This window comes from Symbiopectobacterium purcellii, from assembly GCF_019797845.1.
In the GTDB taxonomy this organism is placed as follows: domain Bacteria; phylum Pseudomonadota; class Gammaproteobacteria; order Enterobacterales; family Enterobacteriaceae; genus Symbiopectobacterium; species Symbiopectobacterium purcellii.
The window spans coordinates 398,556-418,994 of sequence record NZ_CP081864.1 but is presented as its reverse complement, the minus strand read 5'-3'; the positions used below and the strand labels follow the sequence as shown (position 1 = coordinate 418,994).

At 54.1% G+C, this 20,439-nt stretch carries 14 protein-coding genes and 2 pseudogenes; 5 read left to right on the top strand and 11 right to left on the bottom strand.

What is annotated here, in order from left to right; genetic code table 11:
• Window positions 1-9: 9 nt before the first annotated feature.
• The 5 genes from K6K13_RS01900 to K6K13_RS01880 form a co-directional block, all read right to left on the bottom strand.
• Window positions 10-786, bottom strand: coding sequence for an ABC transporter ATP-binding protein (locus tag K6K13_RS01900; protein ID WP_222159310.1), 777 nt, complete (start codon window positions 784-786; stop codon window positions 10-12).
• Window positions 783-1,616: an ATP-binding cassette domain-containing protein gene (locus tag K6K13_RS01895; RefSeq protein WP_222159309.1), complete on the bottom strand. Its 834-nt coding sequence runs from the start codon at window positions 1,614-1,616 to the stop codon at window positions 783-785. Before K6K13_RS01895 ends, K6K13_RS01900 begins: the two co-directional genes overlap by 4 nt.
• 126 nt (window positions 1,617-1,742) lie before the next feature.
• The gene (locus K6K13_RS01890; protein ID WP_222159308.1) at window positions 1,743-2,846 is read right to left on the bottom strand and encodes a M20 peptidase aminoacylase family protein; all 1,104 of its coding nucleotides are present in this window, start codon (window positions 2,844-2,846) and stop codon (window positions 1,743-1,745) included.
• A gap of 79 nt (window positions 2,847-2,925) precedes the next feature.
• On the bottom strand, window positions 2,926-3,402 hold the full coding sequence (locus K6K13_RS01885; RefSeq protein ID WP_222159307.1) for a YjiG family protein: 477 nt from the start codon (window positions 3,400-3,402) through the stop codon (window positions 2,926-2,928).
• The gene (locus K6K13_RS01880) at window positions 3,392-4,063 is read right to left on the bottom strand and encodes a nucleoside recognition domain-containing protein (RefSeq protein ID WP_222159306.1); all 672 of its coding nucleotides are present in this window, start codon (window positions 4,061-4,063) and stop codon (window positions 3,392-3,394) included. The genes K6K13_RS01885 and K6K13_RS01880 overlap by 11 nt, the downstream gene beginning before the upstream one ends.
• Window positions 4,064-5,089: 1,026 nt before the next feature.
• Between K6K13_RS01880 and K6K13_RS01875 the strand changes: the two genes are divergently transcribed.
• Complete coding sequence (locus tag K6K13_RS01875) at window positions 5,090-6,712, top strand: Na/Pi cotransporter family protein (RefSeq protein ID WP_222159305.1); 1,623 nt, start codon at window positions 5,090-5,092, stop codon at window positions 6,710-6,712.
• 91 nt (window positions 6,713-6,803) lie between these two features.
• Here the strand turns inward: K6K13_RS01875 and K6K13_RS01870 are convergent, their stop codons facing one another.
• On the bottom strand, window positions 6,804-7,130 hold the full coding sequence (locus K6K13_RS01870) for an E492 group microcin (RefSeq protein ID WP_222159304.1): 327 nt from the start codon (window positions 7,128-7,130) through the stop codon (window positions 6,804-6,806).
• Window positions 7,131-7,716: 586 nt separating this feature from the next.
• Here K6K13_RS01870 and K6K13_RS01865 point away from each other — a divergent pair.
• Window positions 7,717-8,988 (top strand): HlyD family secretion protein, encoded by a 1,272-nt coding sequence (locus K6K13_RS01865; RefSeq protein WP_222159303.1) that lies wholly within the window; start codon window positions 7,717-7,719, stop codon window positions 8,986-8,988.
• Window positions 8,981-11,092: a peptidase domain-containing ABC transporter gene (locus K6K13_RS01860; RefSeq protein ID WP_222159302.1), complete on the top strand. Its 2,112-nt coding sequence runs from the start codon at window positions 8,981-8,983 to the stop codon at window positions 11,090-11,092. The genes K6K13_RS01865 and K6K13_RS01860 overlap by 8 nt, the downstream gene beginning before the upstream one ends.
• Before the next feature lie 36 nt (window positions 11,093-11,128).
• Here the strand turns inward: K6K13_RS01860 and K6K13_RS01855 are convergent, their stop codons facing one another.
• Window positions 11,129-11,557, bottom strand: a complete 429-nt coding sequence (locus tag K6K13_RS01855; protein ID WP_222159301.1) for a TOBE domain-containing protein — start codon at window positions 11,555-11,557, stop codon at window positions 11,129-11,131.
• Between the two features lie 221 nt (window positions 11,558-11,778).
• On the opposite strand from K6K13_RS01855, the gene K6K13_RS01850 reads away from it, so the two are divergent.
• Window positions 11,779-12,735 (top strand): LysR family transcriptional regulator, encoded by a 957-nt coding sequence (locus K6K13_RS01850; RefSeq protein WP_222159300.1) that lies wholly within the window; start codon window positions 11,779-11,781, stop codon window positions 12,733-12,735.
• On the opposite strand, the pseudogene K6K13_RS01845 reads toward K6K13_RS01850, so the two are convergent.
• The 4 genes and pseudogenes from K6K13_RS01845 to K6K13_RS01830 form a co-directional block, all read right to left on the bottom strand.
• Window positions 12,694-13,383: pseudogene (locus tag K6K13_RS01845) on the bottom strand (DUF6250 domain-containing protein). The gene K6K13_RS01850 and the pseudogene K6K13_RS01845 sit on opposite strands and share 42 nt — an antisense overlap.
• Before the next feature lie 37 nt (window positions 13,384-13,420).
• Window positions 13,421-16,150: an exo-rhamnogalacturonan lyase family protein gene (locus K6K13_RS01840; protein WP_222159299.1), complete on the bottom strand. Its 2,730-nt coding sequence runs from the start codon at window positions 16,148-16,150 to the stop codon at window positions 13,421-13,423.
• Window positions 16,151-16,154: 4 nt separating this feature from the next.
• Window positions 16,155-18,039, bottom strand: a pseudogene (locus K6K13_RS01835) (TonB-dependent receptor).
• Window positions 18,040-18,126: 87 nt separating this feature from the next.
• Window positions 18,127-19,134, bottom strand: coding sequence for an ABC transporter substrate-binding protein (locus K6K13_RS01830; protein WP_222159298.1), 1,008 nt, complete (start codon window positions 19,132-19,134; stop codon window positions 18,127-18,129).
• A gap of 463 nt (window positions 19,135-19,597) precedes the next feature.
• On the opposite strand from K6K13_RS01830, the gene K6K13_RS01825 reads away from it, so the two are divergent.
• Window positions 19,598-20,437, top strand: a complete 840-nt coding sequence (locus K6K13_RS01825) for an energy transducer TonB (protein ID WP_222159297.1) — start codon at window positions 19,598-19,600, stop codon at window positions 20,435-20,437.
• Window positions 20,438-20,439 lie beyond the last annotated feature (2 nt).

Genomic DNA, 20,439 nt, shown 5'->3' with positions numbered 1-20,439 from the left:
CAAGCAGCGTCAGAACGCCATTACCGACGTTAACAGGCGGCGAGCCGCGGGGTGTTGAACCTGCCCCAGTGCCGCCATATCATTCACCTGTTCAATGATTCGGCCCTGATGCAAAAACAACACGCGTTGACACAAATAGGTCACGGCGGTGAGATCGTGGCTGATAAACAGGTAAGTTAAGCCCAGACGTTGCCGTAACTCAGCTAATAAATCAAGAATTTGTCTCTGAACCGCCACATCGAGTGCGCTAACCGCCTCATCCAACACCACCAGTTCCGGCTCACAGGCGATGGCACGTGCGATGCACACGCGCTGCATCTGACCACCGCTAAGCTGGTGCGGATAGCGGGTGCCAAGCGCGTCGTCCAATCCAACCTGATGCAGTAACGCCACAGCGCGTTCGCGCGCCAACGTCCGACCTAACCGCCGCTGTAATCGCAAGGGCTCGGCCACAATGTCCGTAATGCTCATCAATGGATTTACTGAAGAAGCATAATCCTGAAACACCGCACCAACGCGGCCACCGTTGCCGATACCGCGCCGCCACAGGCCCGATGTTTCATACAGCGACGCGCCAGCCAATATCACCTCGCCCCTCTCTGGGCGCTCAAGGCCAAGTAACACGCGCCCCAGCGTACTTTTCCCGCTACCACTGGCACCGACGATCCCCACGCATTCGCCGCGTGCAATGTTGAACGAAACGGATTGCAGTGCGGCCTGCCATTCCCCCGTTGCACGCAACTGATAGCGCTGACTCAGATCACGCGCCTCAAGCCAGACACTCATGCGCCCTCCTCCTGCACGGTAACAGGTGGCGCCCACTGAGCGTAACGACCTAACATCGCCTGCCGCGCCTCCACCAGATAACGGGTATGCGCATGATGAGGATGGTTCAGCACCGCATGGGTTTCCCCCTGTTCCACCCGCCTCCCCTGATGCATGACCATCACGCTGTCTGCCAGACGCTGGATGGCCCCCAGATCGTGAGACACAAACAGCAGCGTCATCGCATTACGGGAGCGCAGTTCAGCAAACAGTTGTACGATCTCCGCCTGCGTCACGGCATCCAATGCGCTGGTCGGTTCATCGGCAATCAGCAGGCGCGGAGCCAGCCCGAGCGCGATGGCAATCGTCACCCGCTGCAACATGCCGCCGCTCAGTTGGGCGGGGTAATCATCAAAGCGCTTAGCCGCATTTTCCATACGCACCTGTTGCAGCAATGCGATGGCCTTCTCTTTGGCCTCACGGGGCCGCAACGCCAGGTGCGCGCACAGGGTTTCCACCATTTGCTTTCCGATGGGTTGCAGCGGATCGAACGCCGTCATCGGATGCTGTGGAATCAGGCTGATATCCCGTCCACGATAGCGGCGCAGCGCGGCATCATGAAACCCCAGTGGTTCATCGTCAGCAAAACGCAGGGTGCCTCGACAAACAAAGGCGGTATTCAGCAGCCCGAGCAGAGCGCGGCACAGCAGGCTTTTGCCACTGCCGCTCTCGCCGATCACCCCAAGGCAGCGGTGTGGTGCCAGCGAAAATGACACATCGTGCAGCAGCGCACGCGATGTTTGCGCCAGCGCGACCTCAAGATGTTCAACCTGTAACAACGGGGTATTCACAGCAGTGCGTCCTGATAAAAGGTATCTGGCACACACTAGCAGATAGCGTGCGGCACGCGGTGGCGCGACATCAAAAAACGGGGGATTAATGCAGGAAAAACGCCCCGTCAGGGGCGTTGGAGGTATTTAGCCTAATGCTTTCTCTACGCAGCGTTTGAACACGCGAACGCCCACTTCCAGTGAGTTGAGATCGAAATGCATATCCGGGTGGTGCAAGCCGGGTTTCAGGTTGGTGCCCAATCCCCAAAAGCCCGCTTTCACCTCGGGACGCAGACGCGGGTAGAAGAAGAAATCTTCACCCCCAGCGGTGCTTTTCGGCTCGGTCAGCCCCTGCGGGCCAAGCACATCAACGATAGCGTCGCTGATAAGCAAAGTGGCTTCGTCATGAATTTCCGCCGCCGGAATTTCTTTGGTCAGCACTACGTCGGCAGTCGCACCCAGTGCGGCAGCGCTGTGCTCAATCGCCAATTTGACTTTCTCTTTCAGCGTTTGCATCAGGTCATTCTGTGCAGAGCGCAAATCCCAGCACACCGTGGCGCGGTCTGGAATCGAGTTGGTCACACCGGCGTCACACAGGAAGCGGGTTGCCTTGACGCTCCAGGTCAGGTGCGGCGGCAGTGGAATGGCTTTGACCGCCATGACCGCCTGCGCGGCAGCTTCCAACGCGTTCACCCCCAAATGAGGACGGGCACCGTGTGCCGGTTTACCGTGGAAGGTCACTTCAAAGGTGCTGCTGGCAGAGTAGTGCATCGCAGGCACGGCTTCCCCCAACACGCACTCTTCAACCGGGCGCAGGTGGAAACCGAGAATCATATCCACATCGTCCAGCGCGCCGCCCTCCACCATGGCAATGGCACCCGTACCCAGCTCTTCTGCGGGCTGAAACAGAATACGCAGACGGCCTTTTTTGACGATCCCGTCACGAATAATCTCTTGCGCTGCCGTCAATACCACCGAGGAGTGCGCATCGTGCCCACAAGTGTGGCGCGCACAATGCTCACCGTCGATGATATGGCCCAGTGCATCCATATCCGCGCGCAGTGCCAGCAGTGGACCGGGCACGCCGCTGTCTAATTCCGCCACAATACCGGTTGTGCCGTTAATACCGCGCGTGACGCGATACCCCGCCGCCTCCATTTTGCTGGCAAGGTAGTCCGAGGTTTTAAACTCCTGGAAACCCAGTTCAGGAATGGTGTGCAGGTAGTTGTAATGCTCTAATACGATGGACATTGTTACGCTCTCTTTTCTCTTTATGCGTGCCGCAGGAGATTAATCATGCTGGACGATCTGCGTGCCAGCTTCGGCAGCATCAGGCAAAAAATACGCGCATGATCAGCATAGCAATCATGGCGTTGATAATGCTGGTCAGGATCAGCAGCGGCCAGTATTTCTTCGGCACATCCGCCACCCCGAGCAAGCGGCCCATGTACTGCAACTGTGAGCCCATCAGGAAAATGGCCGGAGCCAGAATCGTCACCATATGACCATCCAGCGTCCCTTTTGACAGCAGGCTGACAGCAACGCCAGTGCCTGCCGAGGCGGACAGCCAGGAGGTCAGCAGCACAGTGATCGCTTCGCCAGGCAGGCCGAACAGGCCCATGATCGGTGCGAACACTTTACCCAGCAGCGCCATGATGCCGAGTAAATTCAGAATTTCCGCGATCACATAGGCCATCAACACGTTGGGTAACAGGTTGTTGATAGCGATATTGAAGCCTTTACGCGCCCCCACCACAAAAATATCGAACGGGTTGTTGGACACCTTGGCCGGGCTGTTATTGCTCATTCTGAAAATCCTTGCGATAAACCGTATTAAGCACCACGCGCACCAGCGCAGCACCGACAAATTTCATGATGAACATCAGCACCAGCGGAATCACAATCGGTGCCGTCATCGAAAGAAACAGCGCGGAACCAATCGTGAAGTAGTTATTGATAAGTCCGGCACCGGAATACTGCCACGCACTCATGATCACCAAATCTTTCTGCGTGATATCGCCGCGATCGCTCAACTCTTTGGTCAGCGCCGCACCGGCGTCGGTACTTTGCAGATCGGTAATCATCGCCAGCCCCGTCAGACCGGGAATGCCAAGCAGCGGACGCAGCAGTGGCGTCAGCAAACGGTGCGCCGCGCGGATGGCACCGTAGTGGGTGAAAATTTCCAGCACGCCCAGCGCCAACATCACCGTCGGAACCAGCGACAGAGCGAAGATAAAGCCCGCTTTGGCACTGATGCCGCCCGCGCCGATAAAGTTGCCCCCCTCTTTGATGGCACCAAAGGTACCGCCGAGCGTTGTGAAATCGAAGGCCCCCAACCAATTCAGCCCATCGACCTTGAAAAATAGCCCTGAAAAAAACAGAATCGCCCCGACCAGCGCAATGTAGGGCCCTACTTTTCTGAGTAAGCCCGTACGCTGCACCGTTGGCTGCGTGATCTCTTCCGACATGCAAATCCCCTTTTGAGTCCCCTGCGTTGGTGAAAAAGTCACTCCCAACAGCGTTTTCAGCGCTGATGCCGTGACAAATGGAAAAAACTGCGACCAGCGTGTAGCACACACGCCAGAAATAGTGCTGAGATTGATAACGGAATAAGAGGCCGAGCCGTTATAAAACAAAACCCGTTTTGGGCCTTATATACCCTGAATCATTCACTTGTGCAGGCCAGAAGGGTAAACCTCAGCGATGCGGTTCCTCCCCCACGATGTGTTTACTCCGGTAAGTGATTCCGGTGAGTAACACAGCCAACGCACTTGCAACGTGAAATATGACGGGTATAAACGTTATACCTGCATCTCGAGGGATGATGTTCAGTCAATTGCAGCAACCTATCCTTTTTTATTTCCCCTAAACTTGTCAAGGCATATTCTCTCGACAGTCTTGCCGAAAAAGCAAATCAGCTTTCCGGAAATGCCAATACCGGCCGAAAACATAAAGCAGTAGGGGACAAAGACCAAATTTGCATACCGCATGCAGAAATCGAATAGCACTTCAACATTGAATTTATTGAAGATATTTCCATTTTCCGGGAGCGACTTCGCCAGAAAAAAATAATATGAAAAATCTGATAACAAGGTAGATAAATTCCACCTTCCCGTGTAGCAACATTATTTTCATCGTGATGTTGGTGATTTGTAATATTGTAAGGAGATCGTAATCTGATAATCAGCAAAAATGATTAAATAAACCCTACCCAAGCAGAGATTAATTCTGCTTTTTGCACACTTATTTAGAATAAAATAAAATAATCACGGGACATGTGATACACTTCGTTAGCATATCGCGGTATGGCTTGCTGAATATACCCTAAATAATTCAAGTTTCAGGAAGGCAGCAAGTGAGTGAATCCCGATGAGCTTACAAAAGTAAGTGATTCGGGTGAGTGAGCGCAGCCAACACACCTGAAACTTGAAGTATGACGGGTATAATCAATCAGCATGGCTTGTTTTCAACCACAATATTCATCAGGATAGACTATGTTGACGCTGCTGCATTTGCTCTCTTCCGTTGCATTGCTGGTATGGGGTACCCATATCGTACGCACGGGTATTATGCGAGTTTATGGCGCAAACCTACGCCGTATATTGAGTGCCAGCATCAAGAACACCAGCATGGCGTTTCTGGCGGGGATCGGCGTAACGGCGCTGGTGCAAAGCAGCAACGCTACTGCGCTGCTGGCAATCTCTTTTGTGTCGCAGCAACTGATTGCGCTTTCCCCTGCATTGGTGATTATACTGGGGGCGGATGTGGGTACTGCGCTCATGGCGCGTATCCTGACGTTCGACTTAGGCTGGCTTTCTCCCCTGCTGTTGCTCAGCGGGATCGTGGCATTTCTTTCTAACCGCAAGACCCGAGTTGGCCAGTTGGGGCGGGTGGGCATCGGTCTTGGATTGATCCTGCTGGCGCTGGAATTGATCGTCGCCTCTGCGGCCCCTATCACTCACTCCAGCGCCATTCTGGTGATTTTCACCTCCATTTCTGATGATACGCTGTTGGCACTGCTGCTTGGCGCGGTGTTCGCCATGGTCAGCTATTCCAGTCTTGCCACCGTGCTGCTGACAGCGACGCTGGCGGCGACCGCGCTGCTTCCGCTGAAAATGGCACTGTGTATTGTGATTGGCGCTAATCTCGGTAGCGGTGTGCTGGCGATACTCGGAGGACGCGGACAAAGTGCCAGCGCGCGACAATTGGTACTTGGCAGCATGTTGTTCAAGATTATCGGCTGCGTGTTGATTTTGCCTTGGCTGACACCGCTAGCACAGTGGATAGGCAACACGCACATCGCTTTTGACGAAGCCGTTATCTATTTTCATGTCGTCTATAACCTGCTGCGCTGCCTGCTGATGCTGCCGCTGGTGACCAGCATGGCGCGTCTATGCCGCCGTTTGGTGCCCCATGAAGATATGAATAACGCCACCGCCGCACCGCGCTATCTCGACAACAGCGCGCTGGATACCCCTTCACTTGCTCTCGCCAATGCGGTTCGTGAAACGCTGCGACTGGGCGACGTAGTGGCACAAATGCTGGAACGTTTTCGCCTGGTGTTATTGGGCGACAGAGAGCAAAAACGCGAGATCAGTCGCCTTGATGAAGAGGCTGACATGCTTCACAGCGCCATCAAGCTCTATCTGGCACAAATTCGTCAAGACGATTTGGGCGAGGAAGATTCGCGCCGTTGGGCGGAAGTGATCGACACGGCGTTAAACCTGAAACAAGCAGGCGGCATCCTCGAACATATCTCATCGTCGTTCACCAACAAGGCGCTGGATGCCCGACTCTCCTTATCCTCCGAAGGTATGGAGGAACTGCTGGCACTGCATCAACGCCTCACCAGTTCACTCTCGCTGGCGATGTCGGTGTTTCTCACCGGAGACATGACCAACGCCAAACGCCTGCGCCGAGCCAAGCACCGTTTGATTCTGCTGGGAAGACGCTACTCCCATGCGCACGTTGAACGTTTACATCAACAAAATCCGCAGAGTCTGGAAACCAGCTCGCTGCATATGGGGCTGCTGGGGGATATTCGCCGTCTGAACTCGCTGTTCTGCGCCGTGGCGTATCATGTGCTCGAACCGGATCCGGAAGATTCAGCAGAATAATCGTTGGCGCAACGACAGAAGGGCAGCAAAAATGCTGCCCTTCTGCACATTCATCATTCATCCTGTGATAAATGTTATACCACTAACAAACTTAACACGATTGAGGACGCGCGATTGCCAGTTCTTTATCCAGCGCACAGGGTGACGCACCACCGCCACTGCCGTTCCAGGTCGGCCCCATCGGCACCACGGGGATCGGCACACTGACCGGGCCGTGTTTAACCGCTTCCTGCACAACGGTTTGTACTGCACCACTCACAGCACCGCCCGCAGCGCCTGCGATACCGCCCACAGCGCCAAACCCGGCCCCCCACGCCATATTTTCTCCCAGCGTGTTAAGCAATTCTTTATTACTGCTTGCTTGGTCATTCCCTGCACCCGAGACATGTATCAACATACTTTCGTCAATTTCTCTCATACGACCTCCTGTTTAATATAACTAAAAAGAAAATTATCATATTTAAAACAATGGATACCAATGAAGAAACCAGACTTGTTGCCAAAGAAAAATGAATGTCTTTATCGTTCATAAAATCTATGAATAAGGGGTAAAGAAAACCATTAAAGCAGGACACAAATACAATAAATGAAATATGAACAAAATGTTTTTTTGTTTCTCTCTTGCGCAAAAAAATAGCATAGGACATTACTGAAAACCACACTGGAGAAAAAATACCTGATAACATTTTTCGCTCCAAATCTGATGAGTAGGAATCGATATATGCACAAGGGTATGAGTAAATCCAATATATCTTTATTTACGTTTTTATTCGTTCTAACTTCACTTATCCCATCCTGTCAGAATTTCACTAAAGGTGGTTTTATTTTTTCTTTCTTTATTTATTAAACCAACCACTGATTTGATAAAAAATTGAATTTCACCCCCATAACATTGACATCAGAAGGGGATTAACTATGCTATAGCGCGCCCTATATTAAAGCATGTGCGTTTTTCGAAAGTTTAACCCCTGTATTAGCTATAAATAATATGCAGAGAGGTATGCGTGTTTCGCAAGGAAGCGTTAGGACACAGAAAAATGCCATGGCAGGGAAAAGCCCTGTTACTCCCTGGCACATCACCTTGGTTCACCGCGCTGGTTTGCCTGTTTTTTCTATTCTCTTTTATACTCTTTGTCACTTTTGGCACTTACACCCGACGCGTCAATGTCGGTGGAGAAATTAGCACACACCCTCGCCCCGTAAGTATTTATTCAGGTGTACAGGGGTTTGTTGTGAAGAAATATGTTACCGAAGGGCAAGAAATTAAAAAAAACGATCCACTCTATCGTATTGATGTGAGTAAAAGTACCCGCAGTGGCGTTGTCAGTGATAACCACCGTAAAGACATAGAAAACCAACTGGTGCGTATCGATAATATCATTTCACGTATTGAAAAGAGTAAATCATCCACATTAGAGGCATTGAATAAACAAAAAAAACAATACAGTGATGCTCTTGAACGCTCTTCTGCCATTTTGACACGCGCTGAAGAAGGTATAAGCATCATGAAAACCAACATGGAGAATTATCGCCATTATCAGATGAAAGGATTAATTAACAAGGATCAGTTAATCAATCAAGTAGCACTTTATTATCAGCAACAGAATAACCTGCTTAGCTTAAACACTCAGAATGAACAAAATGCATTAAAAATTACCGGACTGGAAAGCGAACTGCGTACGCAGGAAGCCGAGTTTGATAATCGAATTTATCATATGGAATTACAACGCTATGAATTACAAAAGGAACGGGTGAATGCGGATGCAGAAGGTGAAATTATTATTCGTGCGTTATCCAGCGGAAAAATAGACTCCTTAAGCGTTAGCGTGGGGCAAATGATTAACGTGGGCGATAGTCTTCTGCAAATCATGCCGGATACCTTCTCCGCGTTCTACTTAGTGATCTGGGTGCCTAACGATGCCGTGCCTTACATCGCCATCAACGACAACGTCAATATACGCTACGAGGCCTTTCCTGCTGAAAAATTTGGCCAATTCTCCGGCACAGTGCAACTGATCTCAAAAGCCCCCGCCTCACAACAGGAAATGCAAACCTATCAGGGTGCACCGACTGACCGTGCCGCCGCGATTCCCTATTACAAGGTATTGGTCAGGCCGGACAAACAAACGATCCCTTACAACGGGAAAATCCTCCATCTGGAAAACGGGATGAAAGCGCAAACCACATTGTTTCTCGAAAAACGGAAAATATATCAGTGGATGCTGGCGCCGTTTTACGACATGAAACACAGCGCCACGGGGCCGGTTCATGAATAACCGCTGGCGCAAAAGCATTATCGACCAATTGGATCTGGGGTTGCGACGCCGACTCCCGATGCTGCACCAGACCGAATCAGCCGAATGTGGGCTGGCTTGTCTGGCGATGATTTGTAGCTACTACGGTAAAAATATCGATCTGAATGCCCTGCGCCAACAGTTTCGGCTCTCCAGCCGTGGCACCACGCTTGCCGGATTAAACGACTTCGCCGCACAGTTGGGGATGACAACGCGTGCGCTGTCGATGGAGTTGCACGAGCTTGAAGCGCTGAAAACCCCTTGTATCCTGCACTGGAACTTCAACCATTTTGTTGTGCTGGTCAGCGCCACGCATAACCGCTTTGTGGTGCACGATCCGGCACAGGGGCGTCGTACCGTTGAGTTAGCTGAGATAGCACGCTGTTTTACCGGCGTCGCATTGGAGGTATGGCCGGGCAGCGAGTTCAAGGCAGAAAAGATCACAAAACGCCTGAGTGCATGGCAGTTGATCCGCAGCGTGCACGGGATCAAAGGGGCACTGTTCAAGATCTTTTGCCTTTCTCTGGTCATCGAAGCCATTACGCTTATTATTCCGGTTGGCACACAACTGGTGATGGATCATGCGCTTCCCGCAGCCGATCGCGGATTATTGAGCCTGATCTGTCTTGCGCTGGTTTTTTTTATTCTGCTACGGGCCGCCATCAGCATGGTTCGTGCCTGGTCATCATTGGTGATGGGAACGCTGATCAACGTGCAATGGCAATCAGGCCTCTTTATGCACCTGATGCACTTGCCGCTGGATTATTTCGAAAAGCGTAAATTGGGAGACATTCACTCACGCTTTGGCTCTCTCGACACGCTGCGAGCCACCTTCACCGCCAGCGTGGTCGGTGCCATCATGGATAGCATCATGGTGGTGGGAGTGCTGATCATGATGTGGCTGTATGGCGGCCACCTGACACTGTTGGTGGTCGGTTTCACCCTTGTCTATATCCTGACCCGTTTTGCCACTTACAGCTACTATCGGCAGTTGTCTGAAGAGGCGCTGGTCAGGAGCGCACGTGCCAACTCCTATTTTATGGAGACGCTGTACGGCATTGCCACCATCAAGATGCAAGGCATGGGCGAACGACGGCACACCCACTGGCTGAATCTGCAAGTCGACACCCTCAATACTGGCATCCGCATCACCCGACTGGATCTGTTCTTCGGCGGCGTAAACACCTTTATCGCCGCCTGCGATCAAGTGGTGATCCTGTGGTTCGGTATCGATCTGGTTATCGATAATCAGATGACCCTTGGGATGTTTGTTGCGTTCTCGGCGTTTCGCAGCCAATTTTCTGACCGTATTGCTTCGCTGGTCGCGTTTATTCTGCAACTGCGCATGATGGGCCTGCACAACGAGCGCATCAGCGACATCGCACTGAATGAACAAGAAACCATCATGCCCACCATCAGTGCGCAAGTTGACATGCGCCCACTCTCATTAACCACTCATGCGTTGAGCTTTCGTTACGACAGCTTTTCTGCCCCGGTATTCTGCGATTTGAACATCACTATCGCGCCAGGGGAAAGCGTGGCGATCGCGGGCCCCTCCGGTGTGGGAAAAACCACGCTGATGAAAGTGCTGTGCGGACTGTTCACTCCGGAATCCGGCAAAGTCCTGATCGACGGTAACGATATTCAACACATCGGAGTGAACAACTACCGCAAAATGATCGGGTGCGTATTACAAGAAGATCGGCTGTTCAGCGCCTCGATACGCGAGAACATCTGCGGTTTTGAGCAAGAGATCGATGATGCCTGGATGATGGAGTGCGCCAGAGCCAGCTACATTCACGATACCATCATGGCATTGCCAATGGGCTATGAAACCCTGATCGGGGAACTGGGCGAAGGGCTTTCTGGAGGGCAGAAACAGCGCCTGTTTATCGCTCGCGCGCTCTATCGCAAACCGGGCGTTCTCTTTCTGGATGAGGCCACCAGCGCGCTGGACAAAGAGAGTGAAGCCGCTGTCAATCTGGCCATCAGGCAGATGAACATTACCCGAATCATCATTGCGCATCGAGAATCGACTCTCGCCAGCGCCGATAGAATCATCACCCTCGGCCCAGAGCGCGAATAGCCGGTATGCCGTAGTGGCATACCGAACGCGGCGTTGTCAGGCTTTGGTCGCTAAAATAACGCTGGAGGCCTTAATCAGGGCAATCAGCTCACTGCCCACGCTGACCTGCATCTCTGCCACACTTTCATTGGTGATAGTCGAGGTCAACACCAGCCCGCTGCCGGTGACCAAATGAATGGTCGAGTTGACCGCGCCGGGAATAACAGAGGTCACTTTGCCACGGAATTGGTTACGCGCGGAGAACACCAGGCCGCTGTTGGCCGAAGCCAGAATCACCCAGGGAGCCTTGACCAGTGCAATCGCCGCTTTACCCGGCACCAGACCCAGCGTATTGCTGCTGGCACGGGTGATCACGGTGGTCAGGGTTTCCCCTCCGTCCAACGTCAGAACCACTTCATTATTGACCGCGCCTTCCGTTACCGACGCTACCACACCAGAAAGTTGATTTCTTGCCGACACTGACATAGCTCGCTACTCCTGCTGATTAACAAGGGATTAGCGCTATCATGAACATATATCCCTCAAATTCAAAAGCGTTTTTTATTATTACTCCCAGAGGGGTAGCCGCCTGTCTTTTTTATAACTGCGCGCTATATCTCGAAGGGATTTATTCTTTTTTTTTACCGCAGGATACTGTTAGCGTGCGCAGTATTGTCCGTTTTTCTGCTCGGAATCATCCTGCTGATATGAATATCGATCTCCGCCAGTTACGGCATTTTATCGCCTTGATTGAGCATCGCAATTTCACTGCGGCAGCGCAGGCGATGAAGCTTTCCCAATCGGCGTTCAGCCGCAGCATCCAATCACTGGAACATGCGTTCGGTGCACGGCTGATCGATCGCAACAACCCATTGCAACCCACCCCCAAAGGGCGTGTGGTGTTGGATCATGCGCGTCGACTGATTAACCAAACCCAGGATCTGTTCAACGATATTCAGCAATTCAACGAAAAAGAAGCAGGAGAAGTGCATTTTGGCTGCGGTCCTGCTCCCGCCGCCTGGTTGATGCCGCAGGTGATTGGCCGCTTCTCCCACGACTATCCCAAGGTACGCATGGTGTTTCGCGTGGATAACTGGCAGGCACTCGGCGAGCGACTGATGGCGGAAACGCTGAGCTTTATTGTCGCCGACACCCGCAACTATGAATTTGACACCCGCTACCGGGTGCAGCCATTGAGCAAGCACCGCTGGGGTTTCTGCTGTCGCGAGGGGCATCCGCTGGCCGCCTTTGAAGAGATAAGCGTCGAACAGTTGTTTGCTTATCCGCTGGCAGCCACCATTCGCCCGCCCAATTTACATCGGGCGCTAGTTGAACTGAGCGGCAAACAGGACATCCGCACCAATATTGAATGTGAAAACGGCTACAGTCTGCTGGAAGCTATCCGTCATTCGGATGCGATTGGCACCACCAATCACGGTCACACGTCGGCACAGCAAGGGCTGCATATGCTGAAGATTGCTGGCCTTGATGACAACAGCGAAGCGTTTTATACCCACTATGGCATTGTGTCACTTGCCGATGCCCGCTTGTCACCGCTGACGCGTAAGCTGATCGATACCTTTGTGCAGGTCGACAAAGACCTGCACGGGGTAGCGGGTGTGTTACCCGCAAGTGAGGGTGAAGTCCCGAATAATCTGGTGTGAAAACACGGTACGCAAGCCAAAATAACCCGCTTGAGGGGATGCAGACAGGCGAGCACTGAAGTAAAGGGTGTTGTCTACCCAGAAGCGGGTCTCTCCCCGCGCCACTTCAATCACAATGCGATATTGCCTGCCGGGTTGCAGCAGGTGTGAAGCATCGGTGTATTACCCGAGCAATGCACGATCGCCCTGTCCGTTGTAGTAGCGAAAACGGGTGGTACTGTTCCAGTTACCGCCCATCCCAACATAATACAGCGCCAGGTTGTCATACTCATTCAACTGCCCGCGTCGGGTAAAAAGATCGCTGCGTTGCGGATCTCGCGCTGACCAAAACTGGTTAACGTCTGACAACCGATCGTAAGCCCCCCCCGCCAGACGCACTTCACGGGTAAAGGCGATACGATAATTCCCCACCAGCGGTTTATCTAACCACAGCGTCAGACCCGCAGCACTCTCAAACGCCAGTGCGTCATCGCTCAGCGTGAGGTGTGTATGCTGCGGATCTTCTTGTTCACCCCGCCAGATGAGCGGTTCGCCCTGCGCATCCTGCGACCAGCGCAGCGAAAAATGATGAGGATTATGCTCCTCTTCTGATACCTGTGCCGCCGGCGAGGCCAGTATCGTTGTGTCGGTACAGTTTGAATCCGTCATAGTGTGTTGTCCTGTCTTGGCTGCCCATCCGGCAGGCTCAAAGTGAAGGGGGAATCTCATCCAGCAGAGCCAGTAGCGCGATCGCCGCCAGCCCCCACTGTGCTACCGCGTTGGTTGATAGCGGCGCACCGTCGTCGAAGGCGACTTCGTCAATCGGCGCTAATACGTCAGGAGGAGTGAGGTGACGCAGGCGACCCGCGGCAGCAACCAGGCCACCATCCCCGCCGCTAAATTCTCGCCAGGCGCGCTGCGCCAGTGACGCATCGTCTAAACGGTGTGCCGCAAACGCGGTCAGCCGGGCATGGCCCTGCGCCAGATTGTTTTTTTTCACTCGCTTACCGATAAACGCGCTTAGCGCGGCGGGATCGTTATACAGTCGGCAATAGTCCAGCCAGGCGCGGGCGAAATCAGGATCGGGCAGCAGATCGAGCAGCTCACTACAAATCTCCGTCAGACCAAACACGGCGCTCAAATGAGAAATACCAATCTGTTCCGCTGGTGCAGGCTGAAAACGTCCGCTACGGGGATCGAAATCGGCGCTGCCGGTAAAAAAACCGTGTGGCTGGCGTGCAAGGGTTTGCATACTGTTAAGCAGACGTTCACGTTGAGCCGAATCGCCGTGGCGCTCCCAGGCCGTGAGCCAGGCAGCTGCTACTGCACCCCAGTCCGTACCAAAAGCCAAATTGACCCCGTGCGGGTCGGTTGGTGCAACCTGACCGATTTTGCGTCCAGGCAAAACCGTAGCCAACGCTTGCGCACCGTCAACCTGTTCATCCAGCAGTTCACCGATGCGTTCATCCGCCGTCAGGTAATAGAGAAAACGGCGATTGGCGACGGTCGAAATGCGCAACTGTTTGGCACTGTCCCCCCAGTGGCGCACGTTGTGGCGGGAGCCCAGCGGGGAGAAACGTCCCTGATGGTAAACATCCACCTCGCCGGTGTGACGCGTCATCGCCTCCGCCATACGAAATACATCAGCGCGTCCGCTGTGCAAAAAGTAGTACCACAACCAGAGATCGGTACTGAGTTCTGAGTTATCCCAGGCGTAACCGCCCACGTCATAACGCCACACATGGCGATCGCTATCATAGGTGTGCATCACATCGCCGAAATCCCAGAAGCCGTACCATTTGCGCTGTTCAACCTCCTGCTGGTAGCGTTCGAAATACCAGGCGAGCTGCCCCTCTAGCTGTTTACGCTGTGGCGTATCCCCTCTGGCCGGTGACCACAGTGGGCCGAAGGCACGCGCACGCGCCAGATCCTCAGGCAGTGCCACCAGCAACGGCGGTTGCTGCATTCTTTGCGCCAGACGCGCTAAATGGGCGTTATCCGGCGTGGCGGACAGCACATCGATAAACAGCTCGCTAGTGCGAGCAATACCTTGTGGCGTGGAGAACCCCGGCTCGTAATCCTCATAGGTGATCGCTAACCCCTCCAACTGCTCTGCCGTATTCTCCTGGCCTAATACATCGTGGTAACCGCGCATCTCCATCGGTTCCGCCCAGGGATACCAGAGCCACAGGGTCACGGTGGCGCTGTCTCGGTGGGCATCGTCCAGCGCTAAACTCGCGGGATAGCTTTGCCAAAAATGGCGAACGCCAAAGGCAATGCCACCCTGCGGCGTGCCCAGATACCCAACGCCCGCCGCACGTCCACCGGTCGCCGCCAACACCCAGCCCTGCCCTGCTGACGTGCGTTTGTGAATCTGAAACCCATCGGGGTGATGCTGCGTCAGACGATAGCAACCAAACGCTGGGATATAGGCCAACCGCTTTCCTACTTCAGGGGAAAATGCCGCCACCGGTGGCGTAGCGTTACCGTTACGCTGAGCCGCTATCGCCCCCGCACCGGGATCGCGGCGTAATCCACTCAGGCCACGCACCGCTTCAGCAAAGACGCCACCGTCTGCCGAGACAAAACGCACGTGACGATCGTGCAACTCGCCCGCCAAGGGGACATCAAACGCCAACCCAATCCCCGCCAACTGTTGTCGTGCCTCATCGAGATCGTAGATCAACGTATGCACCACACGCAGCGAAGCCGAGCCAGCATAGGCGTACAGGCGAATAACGAAGGGAATGCGGTTTGCGCCTGGCTGTTGATGGTGCCCCCACAGCGCGATCACCGTTCGCTGTGAGCCTTTTTGTTCAACCTCCACGCGGTCGATCTGGCTGTGGTACGTGTGTCGCGCCAGCGTGTCTGCCTCTTCATCGCCCTGCTGCACGCGCAGCACTAACCGCGCACGCGTTAAGGCCAATCGATCCCCTTGCCATACGTCATCGATCAGATAGCGGCCGGAGCGCGCAATGCGGCAGCGGATACGTCCGGTATCTACCGTCCAGTCGGTGTCGTCTTCGCTGACGCCGTGCGATAGATCCGCCGTTATGGCAGACACGGGGCGCAGGGCCAAACCGATGCCCGGAGGCTGTTCGCCCCCCAACGCGTGCGCGGACCATTTCAGCGAACCGTCCGGCCAGCGTGCCAACACCCAGCTTTGCAGGGGATAGTCGCGCTGCTGTGCATCGCGCAATTGGAAACCACTGTCGCTGGCTACCTGGCCTTGCGGCCAGGGAACCCCCCAGGTTACCCCCGCAAACGCCGCAGGCACCTCCCCATCAAGCCAGCGCAGGCTGACGGGCGTTACGCCGTGTATCGCGCTGTCGCCGCGCGATGGCTGTGCCAGCGCCTGTGACCAGAGCGGCGCGGACAGCGCCAACAACGTGCCATCGCGCAGAAAGCGGCGGCGGGAGAAAGAGAAATGACGCATATCATCAACCCTTGAAGTCATAGCCAAAGGTGACACCAAAGGTACGCGGCTCACCCAATACCCCATAGGCCGAACTGTAATCGCCGTTTCTCACCGTGCGGTAATAGGTTTCATCCAAGGCATTTTTCAGCCACAGCGAGACGCGCCAGCGGTTATCCCCCTGCTTCCCGCTGATCCCCGTGGAGAGATTGAGAATGCCGTAGGCCGGAATGCGCGAGAAAGCAGAGTTGTTCACGGTACCGTAAGACCAGTCGCGCCATGACCACTGACCAGAGACAAAAGCATCCAGATTATTGGCCGTTTGCCAGTCATAGCGTATGCGCGAGTTGTAGCTGAAACGCGGTGATTTAAACACGCGTTGACCAGACAGATCGCACGATGCCGGCGCACCCGACACCAGCGTCACCTCTGCCGGGCAACGGGCGTTGTTAAAGGTGAGATAGCGAGCATCGAGCAACGTCCCCGCCATGCTGATGCTTAACCCATCAAGCGGGCGCAACGTCAGCTGCGTTTCTCCACCGCGAGAGCGGAATTTACCAGCGTTAATCAGGTAGCTGGTATCCGTTTCCACGTCATAAGCGTTGGTCTGGAAATCTTCCACCACGCTCCAGAACAGCGCGGTATTCCATTCCACTTTGCGCTGCAACCAGTTGGTTTTCACCCCAAGCTCCGCCGAGCGGGTCTTCTCCGGTTTAACGTACAGAGAATCGATACCCAACGCTTTTGCCGCCCCGGACGAGACGTTCAATCCACCCGATTTTTCGCCATACGCCAACGTCAGATAAGGCGTGACGTTCGGTGCGGCAAACCAGTTAAAACTCAACATGCCGGAAGGCAGGCGGTTAGAAATGCATCGGCAGATTGCGGCAATACGCGGAAATAGCGCAGCGAAGAGAGCGAATTCAGTGTGTAACCACTCTTTAGCGTCCAGTTGGCTTCAACAGAGCCACCGCCTTGTGCTACATGGCTTTCGCTTTCATCATCAAGCGCCACCTGCCGCCCTTTGATGGTATTAATTCCCAGACTGTCCGCCTTGGTACGGAAAGGATCGCTCCCGCCTACCGAGTAGCTGTCGATCAGCGTCATCACCGGGTTTTCTTTGATATCACTGTAATCGCCGGTGATTCGCAGGCTAAACGCGTCACTTGGCTGGTATAACAGTTGACCCCGTACCCCGTTTCGCGTGCTGCCACCGAGCTTATTGCCATTGAGCACATTGGTGACAAACCCGTCACGCTCGGTGCGCGACAGGTTAAGCCTGCCCGCCCAATGCTCGCTCAGCGGGCCAGATGCCATCAATCTCGACTGTAAATAGCCGCGCTGTCCCACTGACTGCTCCAGCGCGTATTCTGGTTTAAAGGTGGGTTTACGGGTGTGGATATCGATGGCACCGCCAGTGGTGTTGAAACCAAACCCTGCGCCCCTTTCAGGACGCGAATGTTGTCGATATCCAGCAAATCGTTGGAGACCGCCCCCGGACGCGACAGATAGACGCCATCAAGAAATACGCCCACGCTGCCCGGCATCCCGATATTGGTGCCGCTCTCGCCGCCATCGCCAATGCCGCGAATGGTGACAGTGGTATCCATGGCATCCACCGCATCAATATCCAAGCCAGTGACCAGTTGCGACAAATCTTCAAAGCGATACAGCCGCTCCTGCTCCAACGTTTGACCGTCGATCACCGAGGCCAGCGTAGCAGGGGGCTGCGACTGAGCCCGGCGCGCATTGACCGTTACGCGCTTGAGCTGAACCGCCGAGGCAGGGGCGGGAGTGGTGGTGGCGGGTTCGGGCGTGTCGCTGTCAGCCGCGAACGCGTTAACGGGAACCGCCAGCGCGCAACCGATTAATGCCGGGTGTAGCCATAGCGACTTCTTGGTAAACATCATGTGTGACTCCGCACAGACAAAAGGGTGCCTATTGCCGTGAATGCCACGGCAATAAGGGCGTAATAGAAGAATGAGGAAACGAAAGAATCAGGGCGTGGCTTGCAGGTGACGTTTATCCAGCCAGCTATCCACATCAAAAGGTTGGCGAATCAGGCGCGTTTCATAGGCCAGCTCCACCGCTTTTTTCAATTTCGCCACATAGGGGGCATCCAACTCAGGAGACAGCCGCTCTGATAACGGGGGCAAGGTATCCCACTCCACACGCAGAATATTTTCCGGATAGCCAGATTGGGTCGCCAGCAGACCAATGAACGCGTCTTTGTTTTTATCATCGCTGGCCCAAGCCGCCGCTTCTCGCTGCACCTTCACAAAGCGTTTGATGATCTCCGGATTCGCATTGGCGAAAGCGCCATCCGCCAGCACAAAACCACTTAATTGCCCAGCCCCTTGCAAGTCTCGCGTTGAGAGCGGAATATCCGCCAGCCCCTTGTCGCGCAGAGAGAGCGTGTTGCTGCCGCCCCAGGTGGCATCAATTTGTCCGGCCGCCAACGCCGCACTGGCCGCGGCAAAATCCAGGTTAATGATTTTGATATCGGCGGGTTTTACCCCCTGTGAATCCAGTGCGTTCACAAACGACAGCTCAGCGGCAGTACCGCGAAACAGGCCGACACGTTTCCCTTTAAGATCGGCAAGTTGCGTGATGCCAGAGCCTTTGGCAACCGCCAGATAGTGGTTAATGCCGCGCGATGCTACCGCGATCACACGCGTATCCAGCCCACGTGCGCGGCCTATGATACTGGCCAGATCCCCCAGATACGCCACATCGACCTGATGGTTACCAAAGGCTTCATTGATAATGGGGCCAGCGCCTTTGATAAAGGTCCAGCGCACTGTAATACCGTCCTTGGCAAATTCATGTTCCAGCAATTGTTGACTATGAATCACATCCAGTAATCCGCCGCCGCTGGGTTTGCTACCTGCGCCAATATCGGGCGCGGCAATGCGGATCTCAGTCAGCGCCAATGCGTCACTTACGGCTGCCAGCCCAAATGCCAGCAGCCCTGCCAATGCCCACGTTCTTCCTCGTTTTGTCATATTTATATATCCGCTGGTTGTCATTTCCCGCATAACGTTTCTTGTCATGAAACATTGCATCAAACGTTATGGTATTTTCCCTATCTGTCGCGGCGACAGCGCCGCAGTGAATAGAACAACGCGCTATCGCATCACATTATTTCCCTGTCAGATGTAAACGCTGACAAATAAACTGACTAATACAAAAAACGCATTTCTATGTTAGTTAATCAGATAAATCAGGCGACACGGCGGCTTTCATCCGGTATGCAACGTGTGAAATAAAACTATGCCAAGAATGCATTAGCGATAACGCAATTATTTCCCTTACGCTGCATGGGTAATAAATAGCCCCGAGAAAATAACGCGCCTTGTAAATAAACGCATTAATGCATATCCATATGCAAATACATGCTTTGACATTAATGAGTGAGCGAGAAAAATCGGACTATAGATAAATTAACGCGGTCAGGAGTCATTATTCATGACGCAACTCGTGTATGCCGAAAATAATGTCGGCCCGTATTCTTATGACGTTGCTCAGACAGCGTTGACATCGCCCTCTCTGGCAGGGTTCCGCTTGCAACGGCTGGCGATACTGCACAGTTCGACGCCGGAGCGCGTATTGGCCGTCATCCTCATTGTGACGCTACATGCGATTGTGCTGACGCTGCTGGCACGCGCTGTGGATATGCCGGTTACTGTGCCTGCACAGCCACAACCCGTGAGCGTGGAGTTGGTGGCAGCGGCACCCCCTGTAGAGACGCCGCCCAGTGTCGCAGAAACGGCGCCCCCGGAAGAGGCCGTGTTACCTGAAGCGGTGGCGCAACCAGAGCCAAAGGAAACGGTAAAACCGGTGGATGACAATGCGGTTACTCCCGCACCGCCGGAAAAGAAAACGCCGCCGCCCGTCAACAAAGCCGCACCGGCCAAGCGTAAACCCACACCGCGGCCCGTGCGGCAGGAGCCTGTCGCATCGGCCAATAACGCCCCCAGCGCCACAGCTGCGCCCACCGTCAACGCGGCACAGGACGCGCCCCTGACGCCACCGCTGGCTAACGCCGATTACCTGCGCAACCCTCCACCACCTTACCCTGACGTGGCGATCAGTCGCGGTCAGGAAGGCACGGTATTGCTGAATGTTCAGGTACGCCCCGATGGCAAGGTACAAACATTAACTATCCAAAAATCCAGCGGCTATCCGGCACTGGACAACGCCGCCCGAGACACGGTGCTGCGCTGGTCCTTTGTTCCAGCACGGCGCGGTAGCCAGGCTGTCAGCGGTTGGGTAGTGGTTCCCGTCGATTTTTCGCTTAATTCATGAGG

Excerpts from the sequence above, each read along its gene's own strand:
- K6K13_RS01900 (WP_222159310.1), bottom strand. The coding sequence starts at position 786 with ATGAGTGTCTGGCTTGAGGCGCGTGATCTGAGTCAGCGCTATCAGTTG.
- K6K13_RS01840 (WP_222159299.1), bottom strand. The coding sequence starts at position 16,150 with ATGCGTCATTTCTCTTTCTCCCGCCGCCGCTTTCTGCGCGATGGCACG.
- K6K13_RS01890 (WP_222159308.1), bottom strand. The coding sequence starts at position 2,846 with ATGTCCATCGTATTAGAGCATTACAACTACCTGCACACCATTCCTGAA.
- K6K13_RS01855 (WP_222159301.1), bottom strand. The coding sequence starts at position 11,557 with ATGTCAGTGTCGGCAAGAAATCAACTTTCTGGTGTGGTAGCGTCGGTA.
- K6K13_RS01825 (WP_222159297.1), top strand. The coding sequence starts at position 19,598 with ATGACGCAACTCGTGTATGCCGAAAATAATGTCGGCCCGTATTCTTAT.
- K6K13_RS01830 (WP_222159298.1), bottom strand. The coding sequence starts at position 19,134 with ATGACAAAACGAGGAAGAACGTGGGCATTGGCAGGGCTGCTGGCATTT.
- K6K13_RS01885 (WP_222159307.1), bottom strand. The coding sequence starts at position 3,402 with ATGAGCAATAACAGCCCGGCCAAGGTGTCCAACAACCCGTTCGATATT.
- K6K13_RS01850 (WP_222159300.1), top strand. The coding sequence starts at position 11,779 with ATGAATATCGATCTCCGCCAGTTACGGCATTTTATCGCCTTGATTGAG.
- K6K13_RS01870 (WP_222159304.1), bottom strand. The coding sequence starts at position 7,130 with ATGAGAGAAATTGACGAAAGTATGTTGATACATGTCTCGGGTGCAGGG.
- K6K13_RS01875 (WP_222159305.1), top strand. The coding sequence starts at position 5,090 with ATGTTGACGCTGCTGCATTTGCTCTCTTCCGTTGCATTGCTGGTATGG.
- K6K13_RS01860 (WP_222159302.1), top strand. The coding sequence starts at position 8,981 with ATGAATAACCGCTGGCGCAAAAGCATTATCGACCAATTGGATCTGGGG.
- K6K13_RS01880 (WP_222159306.1), bottom strand. The coding sequence starts at position 4,063 with ATGTCGGAAGAGATCACGCAGCCAACGGTGCAGCGTACGGGCTTACTC.